The organism is Terrabacter sp. FW104-15G4B, from assembly GCF_058790095.1.
This window is the reverse complement of sequence record NZ_JBYTCI010000030.1, coordinates 13,970-37,463: the sequence shown is the minus strand read 5'-3', so window position 1 is coordinate 37,463 and position 23,494 is coordinate 13,970. Positions and strand designations below refer to the sequence as shown.

Sequence of the window (23,494 nt, the reverse complement as noted above, 5' to 3'; positions counted from 1 at the left end):
TTACTGGGGTGGCGTCGGTGGGTCCGCGCTCCAGGAGTACGCCGTGCCCGGCCGCGGTGGACGTATGCCGGTCGCCCTGGCCCTGCCCGACCCGCGGCTTCGTGCCCGCCCCGTCGACCGCAACCCCGTCGTCGTCGTGCCCGACACGGCCGTCGCAGCGCACCCGTGGTTCAAGGCCGACGAAGGCATCGTCCGGATGGTCCTCAAGGACGGCAGGCTCGTGCCGCTGCTGATGACGGACCGAGCCGGCTCCGAGGACCCGCCCCTCTCGGCGCCGGCGCCCACCGACCCGGTCGGGCTGCTCCAAGGACATGCGACGTTCATCGCCGGCCTGATCCGCCAGGGCTGCCCCGAGGCGACGATCCTGTCGATCCCCGTCATGGGCGACGACGGGGTCGTCGACGAGAGCGTCATGCTCGACGTGCTGCAGGCCCTGCTCGACCGGCACGTCCACGGTCAGGAGCACGACCCGTCGCAGGTCGTCGACGTGCTCTCGCTGTCGCTCGGCTACTACGCCGAGGACCTCAGCTACACGTCCGGCCCCGTCGCGGACCTGCTCGACCGGTTCGCGGAGCACGGGGTACTCGTGGTCGCAGGCGTCGGCAACGACGGCACGAGCGACCCCTTCGTGCCGGCCGCGCTCGCCGCGGCTCCACCCCGGCGGGTCACCGCCAAGTCCGTGCCGCCCGTCGCGAGCGTCGGCGCCGCCAACCCCGACGGCGTCACCGTCGCGCTCTTCTCCAACAACCTCACCGTCGTCAGTTCGGTGCGGTCCGGGGTGTCGGTCGTCAGCACCCTGCCGCTCACCAACGGCATCGGCCAGCCGTCGTCGGCCGACTCGTCCGACGGCACGGTTCGCTGCACCGTCGACCCCGACGACTACACCGGCGGCTTCGGGGTGTGGAGCGGCACGTCGTTCTCCACGCCCGTCTTCGCGGCCGAGCTCGCCGCGGCCCTTCTCGACGAGCGCGGCATGCCCGACGTCTCGTCGCCCGCCATGCGCAAGCGCGCCATCCGGGCGCTGCGCCGCTGCATCGGAAAGGCGTGACCATGACGCCGACACCCACCGCCCCTGACGGCCTCGGCACGCTGGCCGGGAGAGCCTTCGCGGCCTACCGGGTGGGCGAGCGCGAGCGACTTTCGGAGCTCGTCGACCTCGTGACCCCCGTGCTGTGGAGTGCCGCCCGCTCCCAGGGCGGGGCGCCGGCGACCTGCGAGGACGCCATCCAGACCGCCTTCCTGCAGCTCGTCGACCGCGCCGAGTCGATCCACGAGCCGGCCGCGGTCCTGGGCTGGCTCGTCGTGGTCGTCAAGCGCGAGGTCTGGCGGCTGACCCGCGGGGCGCGGCGCGAGATCGGCGTCGAGGAGGTGCCCGAGCCCCCGGTACAGCAGCTCGACCCCGAGGCGCAGTCGATCCTCTCCGAACGCCAGCGCGTGCTGTGGAAGCACATCTCAGCCCTCTCCCCGCGATGCCAGGAGCTGCTCCGGGTCATCGCGTTCGCCGACCGCCCGGACTACTCCGCCATCGCGCAGTCGCTGGGCATGCCCGTCGGCAGCATCGGCCCGACCCGCGGCCGCTGCCTCCAGAAGCTGAGGACGACCCTCGGCACCGACCCCGGATGGGCGGTCTGACATGACTTCTCACACTGACGCCATCGATGCCCGCGACCTCGCCAACCTGGGGCACGTGCGGGACCTCTTCGCCCATGCGGACCCCGTGCCCGGCGACCTCGCCGAACGGATCAAGTTCGCGATCACCGTCCACGCCCTTCACGCGGAGGTCGCCGAGCTGATGGACTCGTCGCTGCTGACGACCCGCGGGGCAGACACCAAGGTGGAGCCGACCCCCACCGAGTCCGTCACGTTCACGGCCGCGTCGGTGAGCCTCATGGTCTCGGCCGGGCCGAGCGACTCCGACGACACCGGCGACCGGGTGCGGGTCGACGGATGGGTCACGACGCCCGGTGCGCAGGTCGAGGCCGTGACGACGGAGGGGAGCGTCTCGGTCGTTTCCGATGCGAACGGCCGCTTCGTTCTGGATGATCTACCCCATGGGCCGGTGCACTTCGTCGTGACCGATCCGAACGACAACGAGGTGCGACCGGTCATCACCCCCACGATCCAGATCTGACGATCTCGTCGGGTGCGGTCGACCGGCCCTGGAGGAGAGGCCCGGCTCAGCCATCGATCTGCTCGAGAGTGCACGCATCCTGCGCGAGCAGGGTGCCGCGGACAACGTGGCCGGGCGGCCCGTCGATGCCGCGCGCTCGCTGACGGAGGCCCTGGACGAGATCGACCGGCTCGACGGGGCCGTCCCCGCGCAGGATCGGCTGGGGCTGCGGTGCAAGACGCTGATCACGCTGGCGCTGACCGAGTTCATGCTCTCCGGCATCGAGCAGGCGTCGGCCCGGCTCGCCGAGGCCGAGGAACTTGTCGACGACCTCGGGGACGAGGCCCTGCGGGCGCGCCTGAACTACCAGCGCGCCAACATCCACGGCCGGGCCGGCGACCTGGCCTCGGCCTGGGAGGGGCTCGAGGGCGCCGTGCGGCGGCTCGACGCCTTCACCGAGCGCGAACAGTGCTCGGTGCACCTCAGCCGCGGGATGCTCGCCTTCGAGCTGCTCCGGCCGCAGCAGGCGCTCGACGCCTTCGCCGAGGCGGCTCGTCTCGCGCACGAGCTCGGTGGCGCCGAGCAGGAGTTCATGGCTCGGCACAACGAGGGGTATGCCGCCTTCCTCCTCGGCGACATCCCCCGCTCGCTCGCCGGCATGGCACGCGCCCAGGAGCTGGAGGCCGACGTCTTCAAGGGGCCGGCACGGCTCGACCGGGCCCAGGTCCTGCTCGAGGCGGGCCTCGTCAAGGAGGCGGTCGAGGCGCTGCAGGCAGGACTGGCCGACCTCGAGGGTGACGGGCACGACCAGATGCGCGCGGAGTTCGGGCTGGCCCTGGCCCGCGCCCACCGCCTGCTCGGGCAGCTCGACCTCGCGGCGGAGGCGGCCAGCTCGGCGCGCGAGACCTATGCGCGCATCGGTGCGCGGGCGTGGGCCGCCAAGGCGATGCTCGTCGGGCTTCGCGTCGACCTGGACCATCAGCGGCGTACCGGGCAGGATCGCCAGCTGGCGGAGCGCGAGCGGGTGGCGGCGCTCGCGGCCGCGGCAACGGCGGACGGGCTCGCCGAGACGGCCACCGAGCTCGGTGACCCCGAGCTCGCCGACAGCGCTCGGGTCGTCGCGGCTCAGGCGCTGCTCCTGTCCGGCGACGCCGCCGCCGCGAACACCCGCCTGCTCAGCCTCGAGCGGGTGTCGACAGGATCGCTGTCCGACGAGCTCGACGCGGCGGCGGTGACCGCGATGACCCTCGTGGCGACCGGCGAGCTGGTGCCCGCCCGCCGGATCCTGGTCCGGGCTTCGCGGCGGTTGGCTGCCGGCCAGCAGGGCAGCGCGAGCCTCGACCTGCGCACGGCCAGGGCCGTCCACGGAGCCCGACTCTCGGAGCTCGACCTGGAGCTCGCCGTGCCGAGGGGCAGCGCCGCCGTGCTGGAGGCCCTGGAACGGTGGCGCAGCGCCACCGACCGCCTGCCCTCCCTCGGCCGGCCCGACGACGAGCAGCTGGCCGTGCTCACCGAGCAGCTGCGTGCCGTGCGCGGACACCTGAGGAGCGAGTCGGACCCCGCCCAGGCCCACGAGCTGCACGACCACGCCTCGCGGCTCGAGCGACAGATCCGGGACCGGGACTGGGCCCTGAGCCGCAGCGGTGGTGCGTCAGGCACCATCCCCCTCCGGGTGCGGGAGGCGCGCGAGCACCTCGGCCGGGTTGATCGTGACCTCCTCTGGTTCTTCCGGCACCGCGGCCGACTCGGTGCCGTCGGGGTCATCGGAGGCCGGGCGGTGATGCGCGACCTCATGCCGGTCGAGAGCGGCGCCGAGCTAGCCCACCGCGTACGCGTCGACCTCCGGGCCGCCGCCACGCATCACCTCGGGCCGCTGGCCGGCGCCGTGTGGTCGTCCCTGCGCTCGAGCGCGGCCGAGCTCGACGCCGCACTGCTGCACCCCTGGCGCTCCGACCGGGGGCTCGTGCTCGTCACCAGCCCGGAGGTGTCTGCCCTCCCGTGGGCGCTCATGCCGTCGATGGCCGGCCGCCCCTTCACGGTCGCGCTGTCGTTGACGTCCTTCGCGCGCCGTGCTGCCGCGCGCGTCGTCGACACGGGCAACGGCGCGCGGCCCACCTCGACGGAGGTGCACGTCAGCGTCGGCCCGTCCGTGCCCCGAGCGGCGATCGAGGGGCGCACGATCGTGAGCACCTGGGGCGAGCGTGCCAGGCTCGCCGATCCGTCCCGGCGCGACGAGCTGGTCGGCGCGCTGGCCCGCCCCGGCATCGTGCACGTCGCCGCCCACGGCACCCACCAGGTCGAGTCGCCCCTCTTCTCGTCCCTCGTGCTCCACGACGGCCCGGTCTTCGCCCACGAGCTGCAGCCGACCGGCGTGCGCGCCGACCATGTCGTGCTCTCGGCGTGCGAGGTCGGCCAGGCCTCCGCGCGGCCGGGCCACGAGTCCCTCGGGCTGGCGCTGTCACTGCTGTCGCTGGGCGCCCGCTCCGTCGTGGCGGCCGTCGCGCCCGTGCCCGACGACGTCGCCGCGACGACGATGACGCGCCACCACGAGCTGCTGGCGTCGGGACTGCCGAGCGACGAGGCCCTCGCCCGCGCCGTCGCCGAGACCGAGGACGTCGCCGCCGCCTTCCTCAACCTCGGCGGCCAGCTCCGTCCCTGACCGCCACGCTCGCCGGCGAGCTCCCCCCAGCGGCGCCTCGGAGACTCGGAAGCTGCTCCCGGAAGCGGAGCAGCTTCCGAGGGCGCGGCACCTCAACTACGGGTGCTCAGCGCACGAGGCAGGGGCGCTTCGGGTCGAAGGTCCAGTCGCCGAGCAGGGCCTGCATGGCCACGGCGTCGTCGCGGGCACCGAGGCCGTGCTCGAGGTAGAGCTCGTGCGCCGCGGCGAGCGCCTCCCGGTCGAGCGTCACGCCGAGCCCCGGTGCGGTCGGCACCTCGATGGCGCCGTCGACGATCTCGAGCGGCGAGGTCGTCAACGCCTGGCCGTCCTGCCAGATCCAGTGCGTGTCGAGGGCCGTGATCTCGCCGGGAGCGGCCGCGCCGACGTGGGTGAACATCGCGAGCGAGATGTCGAAGTGGTTGTTGGAGTGCGACCCCCACGTCAGGCCGAAGTCGTTGCACAGCTGGGCGACCCGGACCGAGCCGGCCATGGTCCAGAAGTGCGGGTCGGCGAGCGGGATGTCGACGGCATCGGTGCGGATCGCGTGGGCCATCTCGCGCCAGTCCGTGGCGATCATGTTCGTCGCCGTCCTCAGCCCGGTCGCGCGCTTGAACTCGGCCATCGTCTCGCGGCCGGAGAAACGCCCCTCCGGACCGACCGGGTCCTCCGCGTACGCGAGCACGTCGCCCAGACCGGTGCACAGGCGCACGGCATCGTCGAGCAGCCAGCCGCCGTTGGGGTCGAGCGTGATGCGTGCGTCGGGGAAGCGCCGAGCGAGGGCGGTGACCGCTGCCACCTCCTCCTCGCCGGCGAGCACCCCGCCCTTGAGCTTGAAGTCGCTGAAGCCGTAGCGCTCCTGCGCGGCCTCGGCCAGCGCGACGACGGCGTCGGGGGTCAGCGCCTCGCGTCGGCGCAGCTGCGACCAGCGGTCCTCGCGCTCGTCGTCGACGAGGTAGGGCAGGTCGGTGCGGGCCGGGTCTCCGACGTAGAAGAGATAGCCGAGCATCGGCACCTGGCTGCGCTGCTGACCGTCACCGAGCAGCTCGGCTACCGGCACGCCGAGGTACTGGCCCAGAAGGTCGAGCAGCGCCGACTCGAGCCCGGTGACCGCGTGGACCGTCGTCCGGAGGTCGAAGGTCTGGGCGCCCCGACCACCCGCGTCGCGGCCGGCATACGTCTGCGCGACCTGCCGGAGCAGCTGGCGGAAGCGGGCGATCTCCTGACCCAGCAGGAGCTCCGCAGCCTCCCGGACGGTGCCGGCGATCTTCTCGCCGCCGGGCACCTCGCCCAGCCCTGTGTTGCCGTCGCTGTCGGTGACGAGAACGATGTTGCGGGTGAAGAAGGGGCCGTGTGCGCCGCTCAGGTTGAGCAGCATGCTGTCGTGGCCGGCGACGGGCACGACCTCGACGGAGGCGATGGTCGGTGTCATGGTGTGTTCCCGTCAGTCCTGGGCCGGTCGCAGGCGACCGTCGATGCGCTGGGTGACACCCCACGGGTTGTCGTCGCGGATCGCTTCGGGCAGGAGCTCGGCCGGTAGGTCCTGGTAGGCGACCGGTCGCTGGAAACGGTAGATGGCGAGCGAGCCGACCGACGTGGACCGCGAGTCGCTCGTCGCGGGGAACGGTCCACCGTGCACCATCGCGTGACCGACCTCGACGCCGGTGGGCCACCCGTTGAAGAGGACCCGGCCCGCCTTGGTCTCGAGAAGCGGCAGCAGTGTGCGAGCCGCTTCGTGGTCGCCGTCGGCAGCCTGCACGCTGACGGTGAGCTGTCCCTCGAGCCCACGGATCGCGTCGGCGAGCTCGCTCACGTCGTCCCAGCGCACCACGACACCGGCGGCACCGAAGATCTCCTCGCTGACGCTGGCGTCGTCCCGCAGTGCCGCGAGCGTCGTGGACGCGAGCAGGGGCGCGGGCGCGTTGCCGGTCTCGCCGGGGCTGCCCTCGGCCTCGACCGTGACACCGGGTGTGACGCGCAGCGTGTCGGCGCCCTTCGCGTAGGCCTGGGCGATCCCCGAGGTGAGCATGACCTGGCCGGTGGCGTCCGCGACGGCCCGCGCCGCGGAGGCGAGGAAGGCGTCACCGTCCGGGCCGGTGGGGACGAAGGTGAGCCCGGGGTTCGTGCAGAACTGCCCGGAGCCCAGGATCAGCGAGTCGACGTATGCCGCCGCGAGGCCCTCCGCCCGCCCGCCGGCGATGCTGCCGGGCAGGACCACGACGGGGTTGACCGAGCTCATCTCGGCGTAGACGGGGATCGGCTCCCGGCGGGCGGCCGCGGTCGCGGCGAGCGCGAGTCCCCCGGCGCGTGAGCCGGTGAAGCCGACCGCCTTGATGCTCGGGTCGCTCACGAGCGCCTGCCCGACCGACGTGCCGCTGCCGAAGACGAGCGAGAAGACGCCGGCAGGCAGGCCGCTCGCTGCCACGGCGCGCGTGATCGCGGCCCCGACCAGCTCGCTCGTGCCGGGGTGGGCGTTGTGTGCCTTGACGACGACGGGGCACCCGGCGGCCAGGGCGGAGGCGGTGTCGCCACCGGCGACGGAGAAGGCGAGCGGGAAGTTGCTGGCGCCGAAGACGGCGACCGGGCCGAGGGGCACGTGACGCTGGCGGATGTCGGCGCGCGGGGCTGGGGTGCGGTCCGGCAGGGCGGGGTCGATGCGTGCCTCGAGATGGTCGCCGACGCGTACGACCTCGGCGAACATCCGCAGCTGCCCCGTCGTGCGACCCAGCTCGCCCGTCAGGCGGCCGAGCGGCAGGCCCGACTCGGCGACGGCGCGGCCGATGATGGCCTCGCCGTCCGCCTCGATCTCTTGGGCGACTCTCTGAAGGAAGGCCGCCCGATCGGTGGGTGATGTGGCGCGGTAGGCGTCGAAGGCATCGGCCGCTGCTTGCGTGGCGGCTCGCAGCTGCTCCTCGTCGACATACGTGTAGATGGGCTCGAGGGCCTCACCGGTGGCCGCAGCCACGGCCGCTGACCCCGGAAGCCTTCCGGGAGCGGGGGATCCGGCGATGATCGAGTGACCCGTAAGGGAGGTCATGCGAGGGCTCCTTCAGCTGATCTTGTCGACGAGGATCGTGAGGTCCGCGAGGTCCTGCTCCGTGAGGTCGGTGAGCGGTGGGCGCACCGGACCCGCGGGCCGGCCGACGGCGGCGAGGCCACCCTTGATGATGGACACGGCATATCCTCGCTCGCGGTCGCGGATGTCGAGGTAGGGCAGCACGAAGTCGTTCAGCTTGCGGTAGACCGCGTCCCTGTCCTGGCGGCGCACGTCCTCGTAGAAGCCGACCGCGAACTCGGGCACGAAGTTGAAGATCGCCGACGAGTACGTCGTGACGCCGAGCTGCAGCAGCGGCAGGGCGAAGGTCTCGGCGGTGGGCAGCCCGCCGACGTAGAGCAGGCGGTCGCCGACCCGGGCATAGGTGCGGGTCATCTCCTCGACATTGCCGACGCCGTCCTTGAGGCCGATCAGGTTGGGGTTGCGCTCGGCTGCCTCGGCGACGGCGACGTCGCCGAGGATCGCGTTGGCCCGGGAGTAGGCGATGACGCCGAGCGAGGTGGCACGGCATACCGCCGAGATGTGCTCGACGAGCCCGCGCTGGCCGGCCTCGGTCAGGTAGGGCGGGAAGAGGAGGATGCCGTCGGCGCCGGCGGCCTCGGCCGCCCTGGCCTGGGCGACGGCAACGGCCGTCCCGCCGGTGGCCGGGGCCAGCACGGGGACCTTTCCACCGATCTCGTCGACGGCCACGCGCACGACGGTGTCGATCTCGTCCGTGCGGAGCGAGAAGCCCTCGCCCGTGCCGCCCGCGGCGAAGAGACCGGCGACGTCGTAGCCGCTGAGCCACGACAGGTGATCGCGGTAGGCCGCCTCGTCGAAGGCGAGGTCGGGCGTGAAGTGCGTGACGGGGAACGACAGGAGACCGGTGCCCAGCTGGTGAGCGAGTTCGTCTGGAGCCAGGGGCACGGGAACGTCCTTTGTGACGGGGCGGCCGGCCCGTCTCGCGAAGTCGAGGGACCCGCCGCTGGGCCAGTGATGTGACCTCAGGCTAGGAAGAACGTCGGATACCTGTCCAAGACGGATTCTGTATGCCGTGATGCCCGATGAGCATCACTGTTGGGCGTCTTGCTCAGACCTCGTCGCCGAGCTTCGTGCGACCGATCTGTCCGAGGACGCGGTGCAGCATCGGGCTCCGGCGTCCCCGTGCCCAGATGGCGTGCAGCTCGACGGGACGGCCCGGCTCCTCGCTACCGTCTGGGTCGCCGCCCCCGTGGACGAGGTTCTTGTAGGCCACGCCCTGCACGCCGAGCGAGCGCGCGGAGGCGGGCACCAGGGCGCAACCGCGCCCGGCGGCGACGAGGAGGACGGCGGTGAGGATCTGGTGCACCTGCTGCTCCACCCTGGGCTGGGCATTGGTCAGGAAGCGGACGGTCAGCTCGTGGAAGTAGCGGGACTGGACCGGGTTGTAGCTGATGACGGGCACGCTGTCGAAGTCCCCGGGCGTCAGCGGCCGCGCGACCGACGCGAGGGGGTGCTCGGCCGGCACGGCGGCGCACAGCGCCTCCCGGAAGACGACCCTCGACTCGAGCTCCGTCGTGTCGAACGGCGGTCTCGCGAGGCCGAGGTCCAGCTCCCCGCGGCGTATGCCGTCGGCCTGTGCGGCCGTCACCCGCTCGTGGAGGATCACGTCGATGCCGGGCAGGCTGCGGTCGAGCTCGAGCAGCAGCGGCCCGAGCATCCCGATGGCCGACACCGCCGTGAAGCCGAGCCGCAGCGTCCCGGCCGAGCCTCCTTGGATCCGGCGGGCGACGTCGCCCGCGCTGTCGACGAGCGCGAGCAGGCGGTAGCACTCGTCGAGGAAGGCGCGGCCGGCCTCGGTGAGCGCGACCCGGCGGTTGTCGCGCTCGAGGAGGGTGACCCCGACCGTGCGCTCGAGCTTCTGGATCTGCCGGCTGAGCGGCGGCTGGGTCATGTTCAGCCGATCGGCGGCCCGGCCGAAGTGCAGCTCCTCCGCCACGGCGACGAAGGCGCGGACCTGGTCGAGGGTCATCATGCCGGCTGACGCTACAGCACGATACAGCGAAGGTATCAGCCGATGCAGCATCGGGTTTGGACAGGCATTGACCGACCTTCGTAGGGTCTCCCGTCAAGGGAGCTCAACCGCCCCCCAGCGCCCCGCCCCGGACGGCGCACCAGCTCGAGGAGACCTTCAATGACGAACGTTCCAACGAGGCGCCGCCTCGCGGTCGCAACAGGCGCCACCGCCCTCGCCCTCGCACTCACCGCCTGTGGAGGAGTCAAGACCGGCTCCGGTGGCGGCAATGCCAGCGGCGGGAGCGACTACCCGACGAAGAGCATCCAGATGACCGTCGGCGCCTCCGCCGGGGGCAGCAGCGACCTCATCAGCCGGGCCATGTCCAAGGGCATGGGCCAGTCGCTCGGAGTGGCGATGCCCGTGGTCAACAAGCCGGGCGCCAACGGCGCCCTGGTGGCCAAGGAGCTGCAGAAGGCGGCCCCCGACGGCTACTCGGTCGCCATCCAGAACGCCTCGCTGTTCGCCATCACCCCACTCGCCGTCTCGGAGTCGGAGTCCGTCAAGGCCGACGACTTCGACATCGTCTACGGCGTCTCGCGCGACGACTACGTGCTCGCCACCAACCCGAAGACGGGGTGGAAGAGCATCGCCGACATGAAGGCGGCCGGCAAGACCATCCGCTACGGCACGACCGGTGTCGGCACGGGTGCCCAGCTCAACTCGGCGCTCACCTTCGCGACAGCGGGCATCAAGGCGACGGCCGTGCCCTTCGACGGCGGCGCCCCCAACCTGACGGCTTTGCTCGGTGCGCAGGTGGATGTGTCGACGATGCAGGTCGGCGAGGCGATCGAGAACATCCGGGCCGGCAAGCTCGTCCCGCTCGCGGTCTTCTCAGCCGACCGCGTCAAGTTCCTGCCCGACGTGCCCACGGCCAAGGAGCAGGGCTTCGACGTGCAGGTCTCGCAGTACCGCTTCATCACGACGCCGAAGGGCACACCGCAGGCCGTCAAGGACAAGCTCGTCGAGGCTGCGAAGAAGACGTTCGCGACCGAGGAGTACAAGAAGTTCAACGAGCAGAACAACTTGACGCCGCTCGAGATCCCGGGCACCGAGGTTGCGAGCAAGCTCACGTCCGACCTCGAGTCGAACACCGCCAAGCTCAAGCAGTTCGGCATCTCCCTCGCGTCCAACAGCTGACCGGGCCGCGCCGGCGCCCCGAACCACCCACTCGAAGAGGAGCAGGGATGAGCACGACGAGCGGGACCGAGCGGCCACCGGCCGCGGAGGTCGACATCCTCGAGGAGCTCAAGGCCGAGCTCGCGCATGACCTGGACGAGGAGCGACCGCCGCATGCGGGACCGCTCGCCCAGGTCGCGGCGGGCCTGGTCACGCTGGCCGTCGGTGTCGCGGGCATCGCCCTGTCGCTCGGCTTCGGGCTCGGCACCCTGACCCAGCCCGGCCCCGGGCTGTGGCCGTTCGTGATCTCCGTGGCCGTGACGGCGCTGTCCCTGGCCCAGCTGGCCTTCGGGCGCCAGGCGGAGGACACCGAGGTGTTCACCCGCTCGAGCGCGCTCACGGGGCTCGGCGTGCTCACCCTCGTCGGTCTGGCTGCCCTGCTGCCCGTCATCGGGTTCGAGGTGCCGTCGCTGCTCGTCATGGTGATCTGGCTGCGCTTCCTCGGCGGGGAGTCCTGGCGCATGACGGCGGTCATCAGCGTCATCACCGTCGCCGCGTTCTACGCGCTCTTCGTCCTGGCGCTCGCGATCCCCCTCCCGCGCCTGATCTGACCGGAGGAACCCGTCATGGATTTCACCCCCATCCTCAACGGCTTCGAGATCGTCCTGCAGCCGACGAACCTGCTCTACTGCCTCGTCGGCGTGGTCATCGGCATGCTCATCGGTGTGCTGCCGGGCCTCGGCCGGGCAGCGACCATCGCCATCCTGCTGCCCATCACCTACGGCATCGAGCCGGTGTCCGCGATCATCATGCTGGCCGGCATCTTCTACGGCGCGCAGTACGGCGGCACCATCACCTCGGTGCTCCTCCGGCTCCCGGGAGAGGCAAGCTCGGTCGTTACGGTCTTCGACGGTTTCGCGATGGCCAAGCAGGGGCGGGCCGGTGCCGCGCTGGGGATCGCCGCCATCGGCTCGTTCATCGGCGGGACCGTCTCGATCATCGGTCTGTCAGTCCTCGCGCCCGTGGTCGCCGGCTACGCCCTGGACTTCGGCCCGCCGGAGTATGCCGCGCTCGGCCTGCTCGGCGTCCTGCTCGTCTCGACCGTCGGCAACGGCGGCAAGCTGAAGGCCATCATCGCCGCGGCGATCGGGCTGCTCATCGCGACCGTCGGGCGCGACTCCTTCACCGGCGCCGAGCGCTTCACCTTCGGCAGCCTCAACCTGGCCGACGGCATCGACTTCGTGCCGATCGCCATGGGCCTCTTCGGCCTCGGCGAGATCCTCTACAACCTCGAGGAGAACCACAAGAAGGTCCACGCCCCGGCGAAGGTGACCAAGGTGTGGCCGAGCCGCCAGGACCTCTCGGACTCCAAGGGAGCCATCGCGCGCGGCTCGGGCATCGGTTTCGGACTCGGCGTGCTGCCCGGGGGTGGTGCCGTCCTCTCATCACTCGTGGCGTATGCCGTCGAGAAGCGCCGGGCGAAGCAGCCGGAGCGCTTCGGCCGTGGTGCGATCGAGGGCGTGGCCGCCCCCGAGACGGCCAACAACGCCGCCGCGACGTCGTCGTTCATCCCCTTGCTCACCCTCGGCATCCCGGCGAACGCGACGATGGCGCTCATGTTCGGCGCCCTGCTGATCCAGGGAGTGCAGCCGGGACCGCAGCTCGTGGACACCCACCCGGACATCTTCTGGGGCGTCATCAACTCGATGTACATCGGCAACATCCTGCTGCTCATCATGAGCATTCCGATGGTCGGGGTCTTCGTGCGCATCCTCAGGGTGCGTCCGGCGATCCTCGCGCCGATCACCGCCCTCATCACGATGCTCGGCGTCTACACCGTGAACAACTCGGTCTTCGACATCTACCTCGTCATCGTCTTCGGCGTCGTCGGCTACCTGATGAAGAAATTCGGCTTCGACCCCGGCCCGATGGTCCTGGCCTTCGTGCTCGGGACGCTCATCGAGTCGTCGGCCCGCCAGTCGCTGTTGATCTTCGGTGGCGACCCGACCGGCTTCCTGACGCGCCCGATCTCCGGCACGATCTTCGCCGCGATCGTCGCGGTTGCGCTCTTCCCCTTGGTGCGCAGACTGATCCGCGCCGGACGAGGTGGGCCCGCCGGTGCGCTCGATTCCGCCGGTGCGCTCGAGCCGGCCGAGCCGGCCGAGCCGGCCACGCGCCGGACCCCTGACCGCGAGACCACGGAGGCGAAATGACCATCATCGTCGGCTACCTCGACACCCCGGAGGGACGCGCGGCGCTCGACGCCGGCATCGCCGAGTCCCGACTCCGGGAGCAGCCCCTCGTCGTCGTCAACTCACCCCGGCGCGGGTCCACCGTCGATGCGGACATGGTCGACGGCGACCACGTCGAGCGGATCAGGGCACGGGCCGCCCAATCGGGTGTCGCGGTCGACGTGCGCCAGCCGCTGCACGGTGACTCGCTCGCCGACACCTTCGAGAGCCTCGTCGACGAGGTCCGCGCGACGCTCGTCGTCATCGGCCTGCGGCACCGCAGCCCGGTGGGCAAGCTGATCCTCGGCAGCACGGCCCAGCGGATCCTCCTCGACGCGACGGTTCCCGTGCTCGCGGTCAAGGCCGAGCGCGAGTGAGCCCCACGCGCTCCCGCATCGCGTCGGTCTCGGTCACGCCGGTGGCGTTCGAGGACCCCCCTCTCCTCAACGTCGTCGGCGTCCACCAGCCGTATGCGTTGCGCGCGATCGTGCGCGTGCGCACCGACACCGGGTCGGTGGGGCTCGGCGAGACCTACGGGGACGAGGCGCAGCTTCAGCGGCTCCAGGCCGTCGGGCGGGCCGTCCTCGGCCACGACGTCTACGACCTCAACGGGCTCTGGCGCCGCGCCGCCGACGCCCTCGGTGGCGGGGCCGCGGATGCCGGCGCCAGCTTCGGCGGCATGCTGCAGGTCGACTCCGCCGTGGCGACGGCCTACTCGCCGTTCGAGGTGGCCTGCCTCGACATCCAGGGGCACGAGACGGGCCGGCCCGTCAGCGACCTGCTCGGCGGCGCCGTGCGAGACTCCGTGCCTTTCAGCGCCTACCTCTTCTACAAGTGGGCCGGGCACCCCGGCCGACCGGACGACGACTGGGGTGAAGCCCTCACGCCGGACCAGCTCGTCGTCCAGGCGAAGCGGATGGTGACGGCATACGGCTTCGACGCCATCAAGCTCAAGGGAGGCGTGCTGCCGCCCGACGACGAGATCGAGGGGATGCGCGCGCTGCGCGAGGCGTTCCCCGACCACAAGCTGCGGATCGACCCGAACGGCGGTTGGACGGTCGAGACCTCGATCCGCGTGGCGCAGGAGCTCGCCGACGTGCTCGAGTACCTCGAGGACCCGACGCCCGGCATCGAGGGGATGGCGGCGGTCGCCCGTGAGACCGAGCTGCCGCTCGCGACGAACATGTGCGTCATCGCGTTCGAGCACCTCGCCCCTGCCGTGCGGGCGCAAGCTGTCGGCGTCGTGCTGTCGGACCACCACCTGTGGGGTGGGCTGCTGCGGTCGCGCCTGCTGGCCGGCATCTGCGACACCTTCGGGATGGGCCTGTCGATGCACTCGAACAGCCACCTCGGCGTCAGCCTCGCGGCGATGACACACCTGGCGGCGGCGACCCCGAACCTCACGTACGCGTGCGACACCCACTACCCGTGGAAGACCGAGGAGGTCGTGAAGCCGGGCGTGCTCGACTTCGTCGACGGTGCCGTGGCGGTGCCGACCGGCCCGGGTCTCGGCGTCGAGATCGACGAGGACGCGCTTGGCGCGCTGCACGAGCAGTACCTCTCGTGCGGCATCCGTCGCCGCGAGGACACCGTCTACATGCAGTCGGTGCAGCCGGGCTTCGAGGTCAACACCGCCCGCTGGTGACGCCGAATACGCCGATCGAGAGAGCAGTCCGTCCGGTCGTCGCCGGCTCAGTCCCGTTGGAGGCGGGCTCGTGAGTTGCTGAGGTGCAGACGCATGGCGGCCCGTGCGGCCGTGCCGTCGCCGCGGGCGATGGCGAGGTGGATGTTCTCGTGCTCGAGCGCGACGCGGGTGACGTGCGTCGCGTCGGACACGGTGTATGCCGCCTCCAGGCGTGTGCGCGGCAGCATGATCATCAGCGGGCCGAGTGACGCGAGCAGGTCGGCGTAGAAGCGGTTCCCGGACGCGAGGGCGATGCGACGGTGGAACTCGAAGTCGGCCTCCACTGCACCGCTCGGCTTGTCGCCGGCCCGTGTCAGGTCCCGGAGCGCTCGCTCGAGCGCCTTCAGCTGCACGTCGGTCCGGCGCTCGGCGGCGAGGCCCGCGGCCTCGCTCTCGACGCCGATGCGGAAGTCGATCATGTCCAGCACGTCGCGGTGCGTGCGCACGCGCTCGGCCCCGACGGCGAAGCCTTCCGTGTCCGGCAGGGCCAGGACGAAGGACCCTCGCCCTTGGTAGGTCTCGACGAGCCCCGCCGCCTGGAGGCGAGAGATCGCCTCGCGCACGACCGTGCGACTCACGCCGTACTCGGCGACGAGGGAGGCCTCGGTGGGCAGCTTCTGGCCCGGTTCCATCTGGCCGGCGAGGATCTGCTCCTTGAGCCGCTCGACGAGCTCGTGCGCCAGACCGCGGCCCGTGTCGCGGTCGAGTCGCTGCTCGTCGTCGGCGCGTGAGGTCACGGCGACAACCTGGTCGGCGACCGTCGCCAGGCGAATGACGCGGACATCCCTCAGGCGCGTCCGGTCTCGTACGTGTCGACCGTCCACGCCTTGGCCTGCTCGCTCAGCGTGAAGCCGAGACCGGGACGGTCGGGCACGACCATGCGGCCGTCACGGGTCTCCAGGCGCTCGTTGAAGAGCGGGTCGAGCCACTCGAAGTGCTCCACCCACGGCTCGCGGGGGTAGCAGGCGGCGAGGTGCAGGTGGATCTCCATCGCGAAGTGCGGGGCGAGCTGCAGGCCGGCGTGGTCGGCGAGGGTCGCCAAGCGCAGGAAGGGCGTGATGCCGCCGACGCGAGGGGCGTCGGGCTGGATGATGTCGGCCGCGCGGGCCTCGATGAGGCGGACGTGCTCGGCGACGCTCGAGAGCATCTCGCCGGTCGCGATCGGGGTGTCGAGGGCGGCGGCGAGCTGGGCGTGGCCCTCCGCGTCATAGGCGTCCAGGGGCTCCTCGATCCAGACGAGGTTGAGGTCCTCGACGGCCCGGCCGAAGCGCAGGGCGGTGGCGCGGTCCCACTGCTGGTTGGCGTCGACCATGAGCGGCACGTCGTCGCCGAGGTGCTCGCGCACGGCGGCCAGCCGCTGGAGGTCGATCTTCATGTCGGGCTGGCCGACCTTGATCTTGATGCCGCCGATGCCGGCGGCCAGTGACTCGGAGGCGCGCTCCTTGACCTCCTCGATGGGCGCGTGGAGGAAGCCACCGGAGGTGTTGTACGTGCGCACCGAGTCACGGTGCGAGCCGATGAGCTTCGAGAGCGGCAGGTCGGCGCGGCGCGCCTTGAGGTCCCAGAGCGCGATGTCGATGGCGGCCAGCGCCTGGGTGGCGACCCCCGAGCGGCCGACAGAGGCACCGGCCCAGAGAAGTTTGTCGTAGACCTTCGCGATGTCGCTCGGGTCCTCACCGATCAGGCCCTCTGCGACTTCCTTGGCGTGGGCGAACTGGGCGGGACCACCGGCGCGCTTGCTGTAGCTGAAGCCCGTGCCGCGGTGGTCCTGGTCGGTCGTGATCTCGGCGAAGAGGAGGACGACCTCGGTCATCGGCTTCTGCCGGCCGGTCAGCACCTTGGCGTCGCTGATCGGGGTGGGCAGTGGCAGGACGACGGACGAGAGGGCTACGTGGCGGATGCGGTCGGCAGTCATGGAAGGTCCTCGGGAGCGGCGACGGTGACCCGAGTGATCGTATGAGTTGAAAACTTGTATGACAAGTATCCGAGGTGGCTGAATCTGCTCGGAAGCTGCTCCGGAAAGCGGAGCACGTCCCGAGGCGCCGGTCGCGCTGGGCTAGGAGGCGGCGCGGCGGGCCCTGACCTCGCGGCGCTTCTTCAGAGCCATGGCCAGGGCGATCTTGCGGGCGTCGATGGAGAGCTCGCGCAGCATGCCCGAGATCGGGTTGGTGTAACCGGTGAACCACAGGCCCTGGGCGCCTCGAGCGCTCCGACCGCCCTGCTCGACCGGCCGGCCCTTGTCGTCGAGGACGCCGAGGTGCCCGACGAGGGGCTGCAGGCCCTGGCCGTATCCGGTGGCGAGCACCACGAGGTGTGGGCGCAGCCGCGAGCCGTCGGTCAGCACCACGGTGTCTCCCTCGAACGCGGCCAGCGCGGCCACGGGCTCGACCCGGCCGGCACGGATCGCGTCGATGATCCCGACGTCCTGCACCGGGATGGCGTTGTCGCGCTCCACCCGGGTGAGCAGCCCGGTGGAGGGGCGTGGCAGCCCCTGCGCCGACAGGTCGGGCGTCTGGATCCGCTCCACGACCGGTGCGATCCGGTCGACGAGCGCGGTCGGCAGGCGCCGCACGGCGATGCCGGTGTACTGCGCGGCATACGGCCCCGTGTTGCGGCGCAGGATGTGCGGCACGGTACGCACCGCCAGGCGCACCCGGGCGGCTCCATGCTCCACGAGGTCGACGGCCAGCTCGGTGCCGGTGTTGCCGGTGCCGACCACGAGGACGTCCTTGCCCGCGTGCGCGGACCCGTTGCGGTAGTGGCGAGCCAGGACCACCTCACCCGAGTAGGCCTGCAGCCCAGGAACGTCCGGCTCCCGCGGCGTGTGGTTGAAGCCCGTCGCAACCACGGCATACGGCGCCGTCAGGATCGTGCCGTTCGCGAGCGTCACGGTCCACGCGTCGCCGTCCGGCGCGCGGTCGAGGCGGCTCACCTCGGTGCCGAGACGGACGTCGAGCCGGTGGTGGGCGGCATACAGCTCGAGGTAGCGCACGACGTCGTCCCGCGAGACCCAGCGCCCCATCTCCCTGGGAATCGGCAGCCCCGGCAGGCCGGAGAGCTCGCGGGGCGTGTGCAGGTGCAGCCGGTCGTAGTGCTCGCGCCACGACGAGCCGACGCCGTCGCTGCGCTCGAGGACGACTCCGTGCAGGCCACGCGCCTCGAGGGCGGCCGCCGTGGCCAGCCCGCCCGGGCCGGCTCCGATGATGTATGCGTCGACCGGGACGCTGCGCTGGGTCACCCGGCCAACGTATCGGTCGGCTCCGGGCGGCGCGGTCACTCTGCGCCGACGTGCGCCTCGAGCCAGTCCGTGAGCGGGCGCACCGCCCGCCACGTGTCCCGCACGATCGTGAGGGTGCGCCGCGTCGACAGCCAGGCCGGGGCGCCGAAGTCGCGCATGACCATGAGCTCCTTGTGACGAAGCGTCTCGATGCGAGGATGGTCGGCGGCATACCCCCGCGGTGCGGTCTTGACGCGCTCGCCGAGGAGCTCGAAGTCCTGCTCGCGCAAGGAAGCGAGGACGGCTTCGAGCTCGAGGCCGCTCGACGGCGCGTCGACGGCGGCACGGAACCGGGCTGTCTGGGCGGGGCTCGATGCCCGGAACCCGCCGCCGGCCCGGAGGCCGTCGGCGCTCACCTGCACGTAGTAGCCGAGGACGGTGCCACTGCCGACGAGTGCTCCCTGGTGCGTCTTGTACGGCGACTTGTCCGCGCTGAAGCGCACGTCGCGGTTGGGCCGGAAGAGCCTCGCCTCGCCGAACTCCTCCTCGAGGCCGTCGAGCAGGGCCAGCATCGGCTCGCGCACGTCCCGCTCGTAGACGTCCTTGTGGGCGAGCCACCAGTCGCGGCTGTTGCGGTCCTCGAGCTCGGCGTAGAAGGGCAGGGCGCCGGGCGGAAACCCGGAGAAGCTGGAGGGGGTCGCGGGCGTGCTCATGTGGCGACTCTGACACCGCGACCGGGTTGTTAGGCAAGGCTTACCTGTGCTTTGCTGAATTCCGTCACGCCACCGTGGCCTAAATGCTGTCAGCAACCCGAGAGAAGGCACCCGTGCTCGCGAGCAACGCGCTCATCGGACTCCGAGAGGGTCTCGAGGCCGCCCTCGTGGTCGTCATCCTCGTCGCCTTCCTCGTGAAGACCGGTCGCCGCTGGGCCCTGCGTTACGTCTGGACCGGGGTCGGCGTCGCCGTCGTCCTCGCTGTCGCGCTCGGTGCCCTGCTCACCTACGGCACGAAGCAGCTGACCTTCGAGGCCCAGGAGCTCATCGGGGGCAGCGCCTCGATCATCGCGGTGGTCTTCGTCACGTTCATGGTCTTCTGGATGAAGTCCGCCTCGCGCACCATCTCCGGCGAGCTCAAGGGCAAGCTCGACCAGGCCCTCGACATGGGTCCGTTCGCGATCGCCCTCGTGGCCTTCCTCGGCGTCGGCCGCGAGGGCCTCGAGACGGCGATCTTCTTCTACGCCACGACCGAGGCCGCCGGGCAGGGCAACAACCAGCCCCTCATCGGCTGGGTCGTCGGGCTCGGCGGCGCCGTCGTGCTCGGCTGGCTGATCTACCGCGGCGCGGTGAAGATCAACCTCACGAAGTTCTTCCGCTGGACCGGCATCCTGCTCGTCCTCGTCGCCGCCGGCATCCTCGCGTACGGCCTGCACGACCTGCAGGAGGCGCGCTTCCTGCCGGGCCTGACGACGCTCGCCTTCGACGTCAGCACCACGGTCGACCCCAGCAGCTGGTACGCCACGCTCCTCAAGGGCATCTTCAACTTCACGCCCGCCACGACCGTCCTGCAGGCGGTGGCGTGGGTGCTCTACGTCGGCGTCGTGCTGACCCTCTTCCTGCGCCCGGCCCGCACCACGCCGAAGGCCCCGGCCGTGACGCCCACCGACGACGCGCGTCCGACGGTCGCCGCCTGACCGGTCCCATCGAGGACCGACCGACCGCCCCCTCGCACCCACCCGATGCACCCCAGGAGAACCCCCATGTCCCGCCTCGCCCTGCGTCCCGTCGCGCGCGCCGTCCCCGTCGCGCTGTCGTTGGCCGCAGCCCTGGCCCTCACCGGCTGCACCGACAAGCCGACCGCGACGGCCGGCTCCACCGCCGCGGGCGGGGCCGGGGGCCCGATCACGGTCAACGCCAGCGACACGACCTGCGAGCTGAGCGCGACGACGGCGAAGGCCGGCACCGTCACCTTCCAGGTCACGAACTCGGGCAGCACGGTCAACGAGTTCTACCTCTACGCCGAGGGCGACCGCATCGTCTCCGAGGTCGAGAACATCACGCCGGGCCTGAGCCGCGAGCTCAAGGTCGAGATCACCGAGCCGGGCACCTTCACGACCTCGTGCAAGCCGGGCATGGTGGGCGACGGCATCCGGGGCACCTTCACGGTCACGGGTACGGCCGCCAAGGGCAGCGCCGACTCCAAGGTCGCCAAGGCGATCACCGACTACAAGGCGTTCGTCGCGTCCGAGGCCGACGAGTTCGTCGACGGCACGAAGGAGTTCGTCGCCGCCGTCAAGGCCGGCGACATCGCCGAGGCCAGGTCGCTCTACGCCCAGGCGCGTCACCCGTGGGAGGCCATCGAGCCGGTCGCCGAGAGCTTCGGCCAGCTCGACCCCAAGATCGACGGGCGTGAGGACGTCATCGCCGACGGCATGGCCTTCACCGGCTACCACCGCCTCGAGAAGGACCTCTGGAAGGACGGCCTGAAGAAGGACTCCGGCGCCATCGCCGACCAGCTCCTGGCCGACGTCACCGAGATCGCGGCCAAGAGCAAGACCGTCGAGCCCACCGCACTGTCCATCGCGAACGGCGCCAAGGCCCTGCTCGACGAGGTCGCGACCGGCAAGGTCACCGGCGAGGAGGAGCGCTACTCGCACACCGACCTCTGGGACTTCGACGGCAACCTCGAGGGCTCCCGCCAGGCGCTGGCCGTGCTGCGTCCTGTCATCGTACAGCGCGACCCTGCGCTGCAGAAGGCGCTCGACACCCGCTTCACCGAGCTGTCCGGACTGCTCGCCAAGCACAAGACCGGCGCCGACTACAAGAGCTACACCGCGCTCTCCGAGGCGGACATCAAGGAGCTGACGGTCTCCCTCGACGCGCTCTCGGAGCAGGTCGCGAAGGTGCCCGGAGTCGTGGAGGCCACGTGAGCGACGACGGCCTGAGCCGCCGCCGCCTCCTGGGCGCGTCGGGCACGGCCGCCGTGGCCGGCGTCGTGGTGGGGGCAACGGGGGCATATGCGGCGTCGCGCGGTGGCGACGCCGCTGCGGCGGGTGCCCCGGCGTCCACGACGGCGGACGCCCTCGCGCTCGACGCCGCGATCCTGTTCCGCGGCGAGCACCAGGCAGGCATCATCACCCCGGCTCAGGATCGCCTGCACTTCGTCGCGCTCGACGTCGTGACGAAGGACCGGGCCCAGCTGCGCCAGCTGCTCGAGGACTGGACGCGTGCCGCCGAGCGCATGACGGCCGGCGCAGAGGCAGCCCCCGGCGGACTCGTCGGCGGCGGACCCAACCGCGCACCCGAGGACACCGGCGAGGCCTACGGCCTCCCGGCATCCGGCCTGACGATCACGATCGGCTACGGCCCGTCCCTCTTCGACGACCGCTTCGGCCTCGCGTCGAAGAGACCGGCCGCCCTGCAGGACCTCCCCGCCTTCGCCGGCGACCAGCTCGACCCGCGCCGCACCGGTGGCGACCTCTGCATCCAGGCCTGCGCCAACGACCCGCAGGTCGCCGTCCATGCCGTGCGCAACCTCGTGCGGCTCGGCTTCGGGATCGTCGCCGTCCGCTGGTCGCAGCTCGGCTTCGGCCGCACGTCCTCCACGTCGACAGCGCAGGCCACGCCGCGCAACATGTTCGGCTTCAAGGACGGCACGAACAACCTCAAGGCCGAGGACCCCGAGAGTCTCGCACAGCACGTCTGGGTCGCGCCTGACGACGAGACCGGTGGCGGCGCGTGGATGTCCGGCGGCACCTACCTCGTCGCACGCCGCATCCGGATGCACATCGAGGTCTGGGACCGGACGAGCCTGCAGGAGCAGGAGGACGTCATCGGCCGCGACAAGAAGGAGGGCGCGCCGCTCGGACAGGCCAAGGAGTTCGACGCTCTCGACTTCGCGAAGAAGGGCCCGGACGGCCAACCGGCGATCCCCGCCACCGCCCACGTGCGCCTCGCCCACGAGAAACACCTCGGCGGCATCCGCATCCTGCGGCGCGGCTACAACTTCACCGACGGCTCCGACGGAGTCGGCCACCTCGACGCCGGCCTCTTCTTCCTCGCCTACATGCGCAACCCGCAGAAGCAGTTCGTGCCGATGCAGCGGGCACTCGCCAGGGCTGACGGGCTCAACGAGTACATCGAGCACAACGGCTCGGCCGTCTTCGCCTGCCCGCCCGGCCTCGGGGACGGGAAGCACTGGGGCCGGGACCTCTTCGCCTGACGCGGACTACTGGCTGACGCGGACCGTGAGGCAGCCTGGCCGCACCGTCGCGGTGACCTCGGTGGCCTCGCCGATGACGTCGCCGTCGATCTGGAGCGGCACCGGCCGGTCGGTGCGGACCCGGATCTCGCGGCAGACCTTGTGGTCGAGGGTCGCGTGACCCTTGCGCTGACGGGTTGCGACGCGCGTCGCCACCGGGACCCAGCCCACGACCCCGCGTGGTGAGGCGATGACCGCGTCGAGCTGGCCGTCGTCGACCCGGGCGTTCGGCATGAGCACGAGCCCGCCGAGCAGTCGCCCGCAGTTGCCGATGACGACCATGCGCGCCCGCCGACGGAACTCGAGCTCCTCGTCGACCTTGACGCCGATGCGGAACTCCGGGGAGACGAGGTGCTTCATGCCCGAGACCATGTAGGCCGGCCAGCCGACCTTCGCCTTGAGGTTCTCGTTGGTGCCGGCCATGATCTGCGCGTCCATCCCGATGCCGCTCATGACGAGGAAATAGTGCGTCTCGGGGTCGCCCGTCTCGTCGGGGGCATCGTCCATCGGCGCGGAGCCGACGACGAGCTCGCCGACGTCGATGCGGCGGTTGCGGCCGGTCAGCGCCACGGCCACGGCCGCCTCGAGACCGACGGGCAGGTCGAGGTTGCGGGCCAGCAGGTTGCCGGTGCCGGCCGGCAGGATGCCGAGCGCCGTCTCCGTGCCGACGAGGGCGCTCGCGACGTTGCGCACCGTGCCGTCGCCGCCGAGGGTGCAGACCAGGTCGACGCCGTCGCGGACGGCCTGGGCCGCCTGCCCCGGTCCGGGGTCCTCGAGGGTGGTCTCGTAGAAGCGCGGCTCGCCCCAGCCCACGGTGAGGCACGCCGCGGTGATCCGGTCCCGCACGCCCGGCAGGTCGGCGAACTTCGTCGGGTTGATCACGATGCCGGCCTGTTTGACCGGCGCGGGCGGCTCGTCGCCGTTGCGGAAGTGGTCGCGCGGGGGCCTGGGACGCCGGCGCAGCGTGCCCGTCGTCTGGGGCGCGACACGGGTCAGGACCACGCCGGCGACGACCAGCGCCAGCACGACGACGCCGGCGATGATCCACGGCAGGTAGTCCTTGAGCACGAAGACATACGGTAGTCCCCGCACGGACGCTCCCCGAACCGCCGCTGGTCCGCCCCTACGCTGGG

Annotated in this window: 21 protein-coding genes; 12 read left to right on the top strand and 9 right to left on the bottom strand. The window is 71.5% G+C overall.

Annotation, left to right across the window (positions count from 1 at the left end; all coding sequences use genetic code 11):
• The 4 genes from AC3WRT_RS17785 to AC3WRT_RS17770 form a co-directional block, all read left to right on the top strand.
• Positions 1-1,048: S8/S53 family peptidase (locus tag AC3WRT_RS17785; protein WP_492724265.1), on the top strand; the 1,048-nt coding region annotated here is incomplete at its 5' end.
• Positions 1,049-1,050: 2 nt separating this feature from the next.
• On the top strand, positions 1,051-1,632 hold the full coding sequence (locus AC3WRT_RS17780; RefSeq protein ID WP_492724264.1) for an RNA polymerase sigma factor: 582 nt from the start codon (positions 1,051-1,053) through the stop codon (positions 1,630-1,632).
• 1 nt (position 1,633) lies between these two features.
• Positions 1,634-2,131 carry a hypothetical protein gene (locus AC3WRT_RS17775; protein ID WP_492724263.1) on the top strand — a complete coding sequence of 166 codons (498 nt, stop codon included), beginning with the start codon at positions 1,634-1,636 and terminating at the stop codon, positions 2,129-2,131.
• Between the two features lie 106 nt (positions 2,132-2,237).
• Positions 2,238-4,769 (top strand): CHAT domain-containing protein, encoded by a 2,532-nt coding sequence (locus tag AC3WRT_RS17770; protein ID WP_492724262.1) that lies wholly within the window; start codon positions 2,238-2,240, stop codon positions 4,767-4,769.
• A 106-nt stretch (positions 4,770-4,875) separates the two neighbouring features.
• Here AC3WRT_RS17770 and AC3WRT_RS17765 read toward each other — a convergent pair whose 3' ends face one another.
• The 4 genes from AC3WRT_RS17765 to AC3WRT_RS17750 all read right to left on the bottom strand — a co-directional run bounded on the left by AC3WRT_RS17765 (position 4,876) and on the right by AC3WRT_RS17750 (position 9,814).
• Complete coding sequence (locus AC3WRT_RS17765; RefSeq protein ID WP_492724261.1) at positions 4,876-6,198, bottom strand: enolase C-terminal domain-like protein; 1,323 nt, start codon at positions 6,196-6,198, stop codon at positions 4,876-4,878.
• 12 nt (positions 6,199-6,210) lie between these two features.
• A complete protein-coding gene (locus AC3WRT_RS17760) occupies positions 6,211-7,803 on the bottom strand; it encodes an aldehyde dehydrogenase (NADP(+)) (RefSeq protein WP_492724260.1) in 1,593 nt (530 codons plus the stop codon).
• A gap of 12 nt (positions 7,804-7,815) precedes the next feature.
• A complete protein-coding gene (gene kdgD / locus AC3WRT_RS17755) occupies positions 7,816-8,727 on the bottom strand; it encodes a 5-dehydro-4-deoxyglucarate dehydratase (protein WP_492724259.1) in 912 nt (303 codons plus the stop codon).
• 163 nt (positions 8,728-8,890) lie between these two features.
• Positions 8,891-9,814, bottom strand: a complete 924-nt coding sequence (locus AC3WRT_RS17750) for a LysR substrate-binding domain-containing protein (protein ID WP_492724258.1) — start codon at positions 9,812-9,814, stop codon at positions 8,891-8,893.
• 159 nt (positions 9,815-9,973) lie between these two features.
• Between AC3WRT_RS17750 and AC3WRT_RS17745 the strand changes: the two genes are divergently transcribed.
• Genes AC3WRT_RS17745 through AC3WRT_RS17725 form a run of 5 tightly spaced genes read left to right on the top strand, consistent with a single transcriptional unit; the run spans position 9,974 to position 14,848 of the window.
• Positions 9,974-10,993 (top strand): tripartite tricarboxylate transporter substrate binding protein, encoded by a 1,020-nt coding sequence (locus AC3WRT_RS17745; protein ID WP_492724257.1) that lies wholly within the window; start codon positions 9,974-9,976, stop codon positions 10,991-10,993.
• A gap of 47 nt (positions 10,994-11,040) precedes the next feature.
• Positions 11,041-11,583 (top strand): tripartite tricarboxylate transporter TctB family protein, encoded by a 543-nt coding sequence (locus AC3WRT_RS17740; RefSeq protein ID WP_492724256.1) that lies wholly within the window; start codon positions 11,041-11,043, stop codon positions 11,581-11,583.
• Positions 11,584-11,598: 15 nt separating this feature from the next.
• A complete protein-coding gene (locus AC3WRT_RS17735) occupies positions 11,599-13,185 on the top strand; it encodes a tripartite tricarboxylate transporter permease (protein ID WP_492724255.1) in 1,587 nt (528 codons plus the stop codon).
• Positions 13,182-13,580, top strand: coding sequence for a universal stress protein (locus tag AC3WRT_RS17730; RefSeq protein WP_492724254.1), 399 nt, complete (start codon positions 13,182-13,184; stop codon positions 13,578-13,580). The genes AC3WRT_RS17735 and AC3WRT_RS17730 overlap by 4 nt, the downstream gene beginning before the upstream one ends.
• Positions 13,577-14,848, top strand: coding sequence for a glucarate dehydratase family protein (locus AC3WRT_RS17725; RefSeq protein WP_492724253.1), 1,272 nt, complete (start codon positions 13,577-13,579; stop codon positions 14,846-14,848). The genes AC3WRT_RS17730 and AC3WRT_RS17725 overlap by 4 nt, the downstream gene beginning before the upstream one ends.
• Positions 14,849-14,895: 47 nt before the next feature.
• On the opposite strand, the gene AC3WRT_RS17720 is transcribed toward AC3WRT_RS17725, so the two are convergent.
• The 4 genes from AC3WRT_RS17720 to AC3WRT_RS17705 form a co-directional block, all read right to left on the bottom strand.
• Complete coding sequence (locus AC3WRT_RS17720; protein WP_492724252.1) at positions 14,896-15,624, bottom strand: FadR/GntR family transcriptional regulator; 729 nt, start codon at positions 15,622-15,624, stop codon at positions 14,896-14,898.
• Between the two features lie 50 nt (positions 15,625-15,674).
• Positions 15,675-16,802 (bottom strand): L-talarate/galactarate dehydratase, encoded by a 1,128-nt coding sequence (locus AC3WRT_RS17715; RefSeq protein ID WP_492724251.1) that lies wholly within the window; start codon positions 16,800-16,802, stop codon positions 15,675-15,677.
• Positions 16,803-16,943: 141 nt separating this feature from the next.
• Positions 16,944-18,125: a flavin-containing monooxygenase gene (locus AC3WRT_RS17710; protein WP_492724250.1), complete on the bottom strand. Its 1,182-nt coding sequence runs from the start codon at positions 18,123-18,125 to the stop codon at positions 16,944-16,946.
• Positions 18,126-18,160: 35 nt separating this feature from the next.
• Positions 18,161-18,817, bottom strand: a complete 657-nt coding sequence (locus AC3WRT_RS17705) for a DUF2461 domain-containing protein (protein ID WP_492724249.1) — start codon at positions 18,815-18,817, stop codon at positions 18,161-18,163.
• A gap of 83 nt (positions 18,818-18,900) precedes the next feature.
• On the opposite strand from AC3WRT_RS17705, the gene efeU reads away from it, so the two are divergent.
• From efeU to efeB, 3 genes are all read left to right on the top strand, one after another.
• Positions 18,901-19,794, top strand: a complete 894-nt coding sequence (efeU, locus tag AC3WRT_RS17700; RefSeq protein ID WP_492724248.1) for an iron uptake transporter permease EfeU — start codon at positions 18,901-18,903, stop codon at positions 19,792-19,794.
• Between the two features lie 66 nt (positions 19,795-19,860).
• Positions 19,861-21,030 carry an iron uptake system protein EfeO gene (gene efeO, locus AC3WRT_RS17695; protein WP_492724247.1) on the top strand — a complete coding sequence of 390 codons (1,170 nt, stop codon included), beginning with the start codon at positions 19,861-19,863 and terminating at the stop codon, positions 21,028-21,030.
• Positions 21,027-22,322, top strand: coding sequence for an iron uptake transporter deferrochelatase/peroxidase subunit (gene efeB, locus AC3WRT_RS17690; protein WP_492724246.1), 1,296 nt, complete (start codon positions 21,027-21,029; stop codon positions 22,320-22,322). Before efeO ends, efeB begins: the two co-directional genes overlap by 4 nt.
• A gap of 6 nt (positions 22,323-22,328) precedes the next feature.
• Here efeB and AC3WRT_RS17685 read toward each other — a convergent pair whose 3' ends face one another.
• Positions 22,329-23,453: a diacylglycerol/lipid kinase family protein gene (locus AC3WRT_RS17685; protein ID WP_492724245.1), complete on the bottom strand. Its 1,125-nt coding sequence runs from the start codon at positions 23,451-23,453 to the stop codon at positions 22,329-22,331.
• Positions 23,454-23,494: the final 41 nt, after the last annotated feature.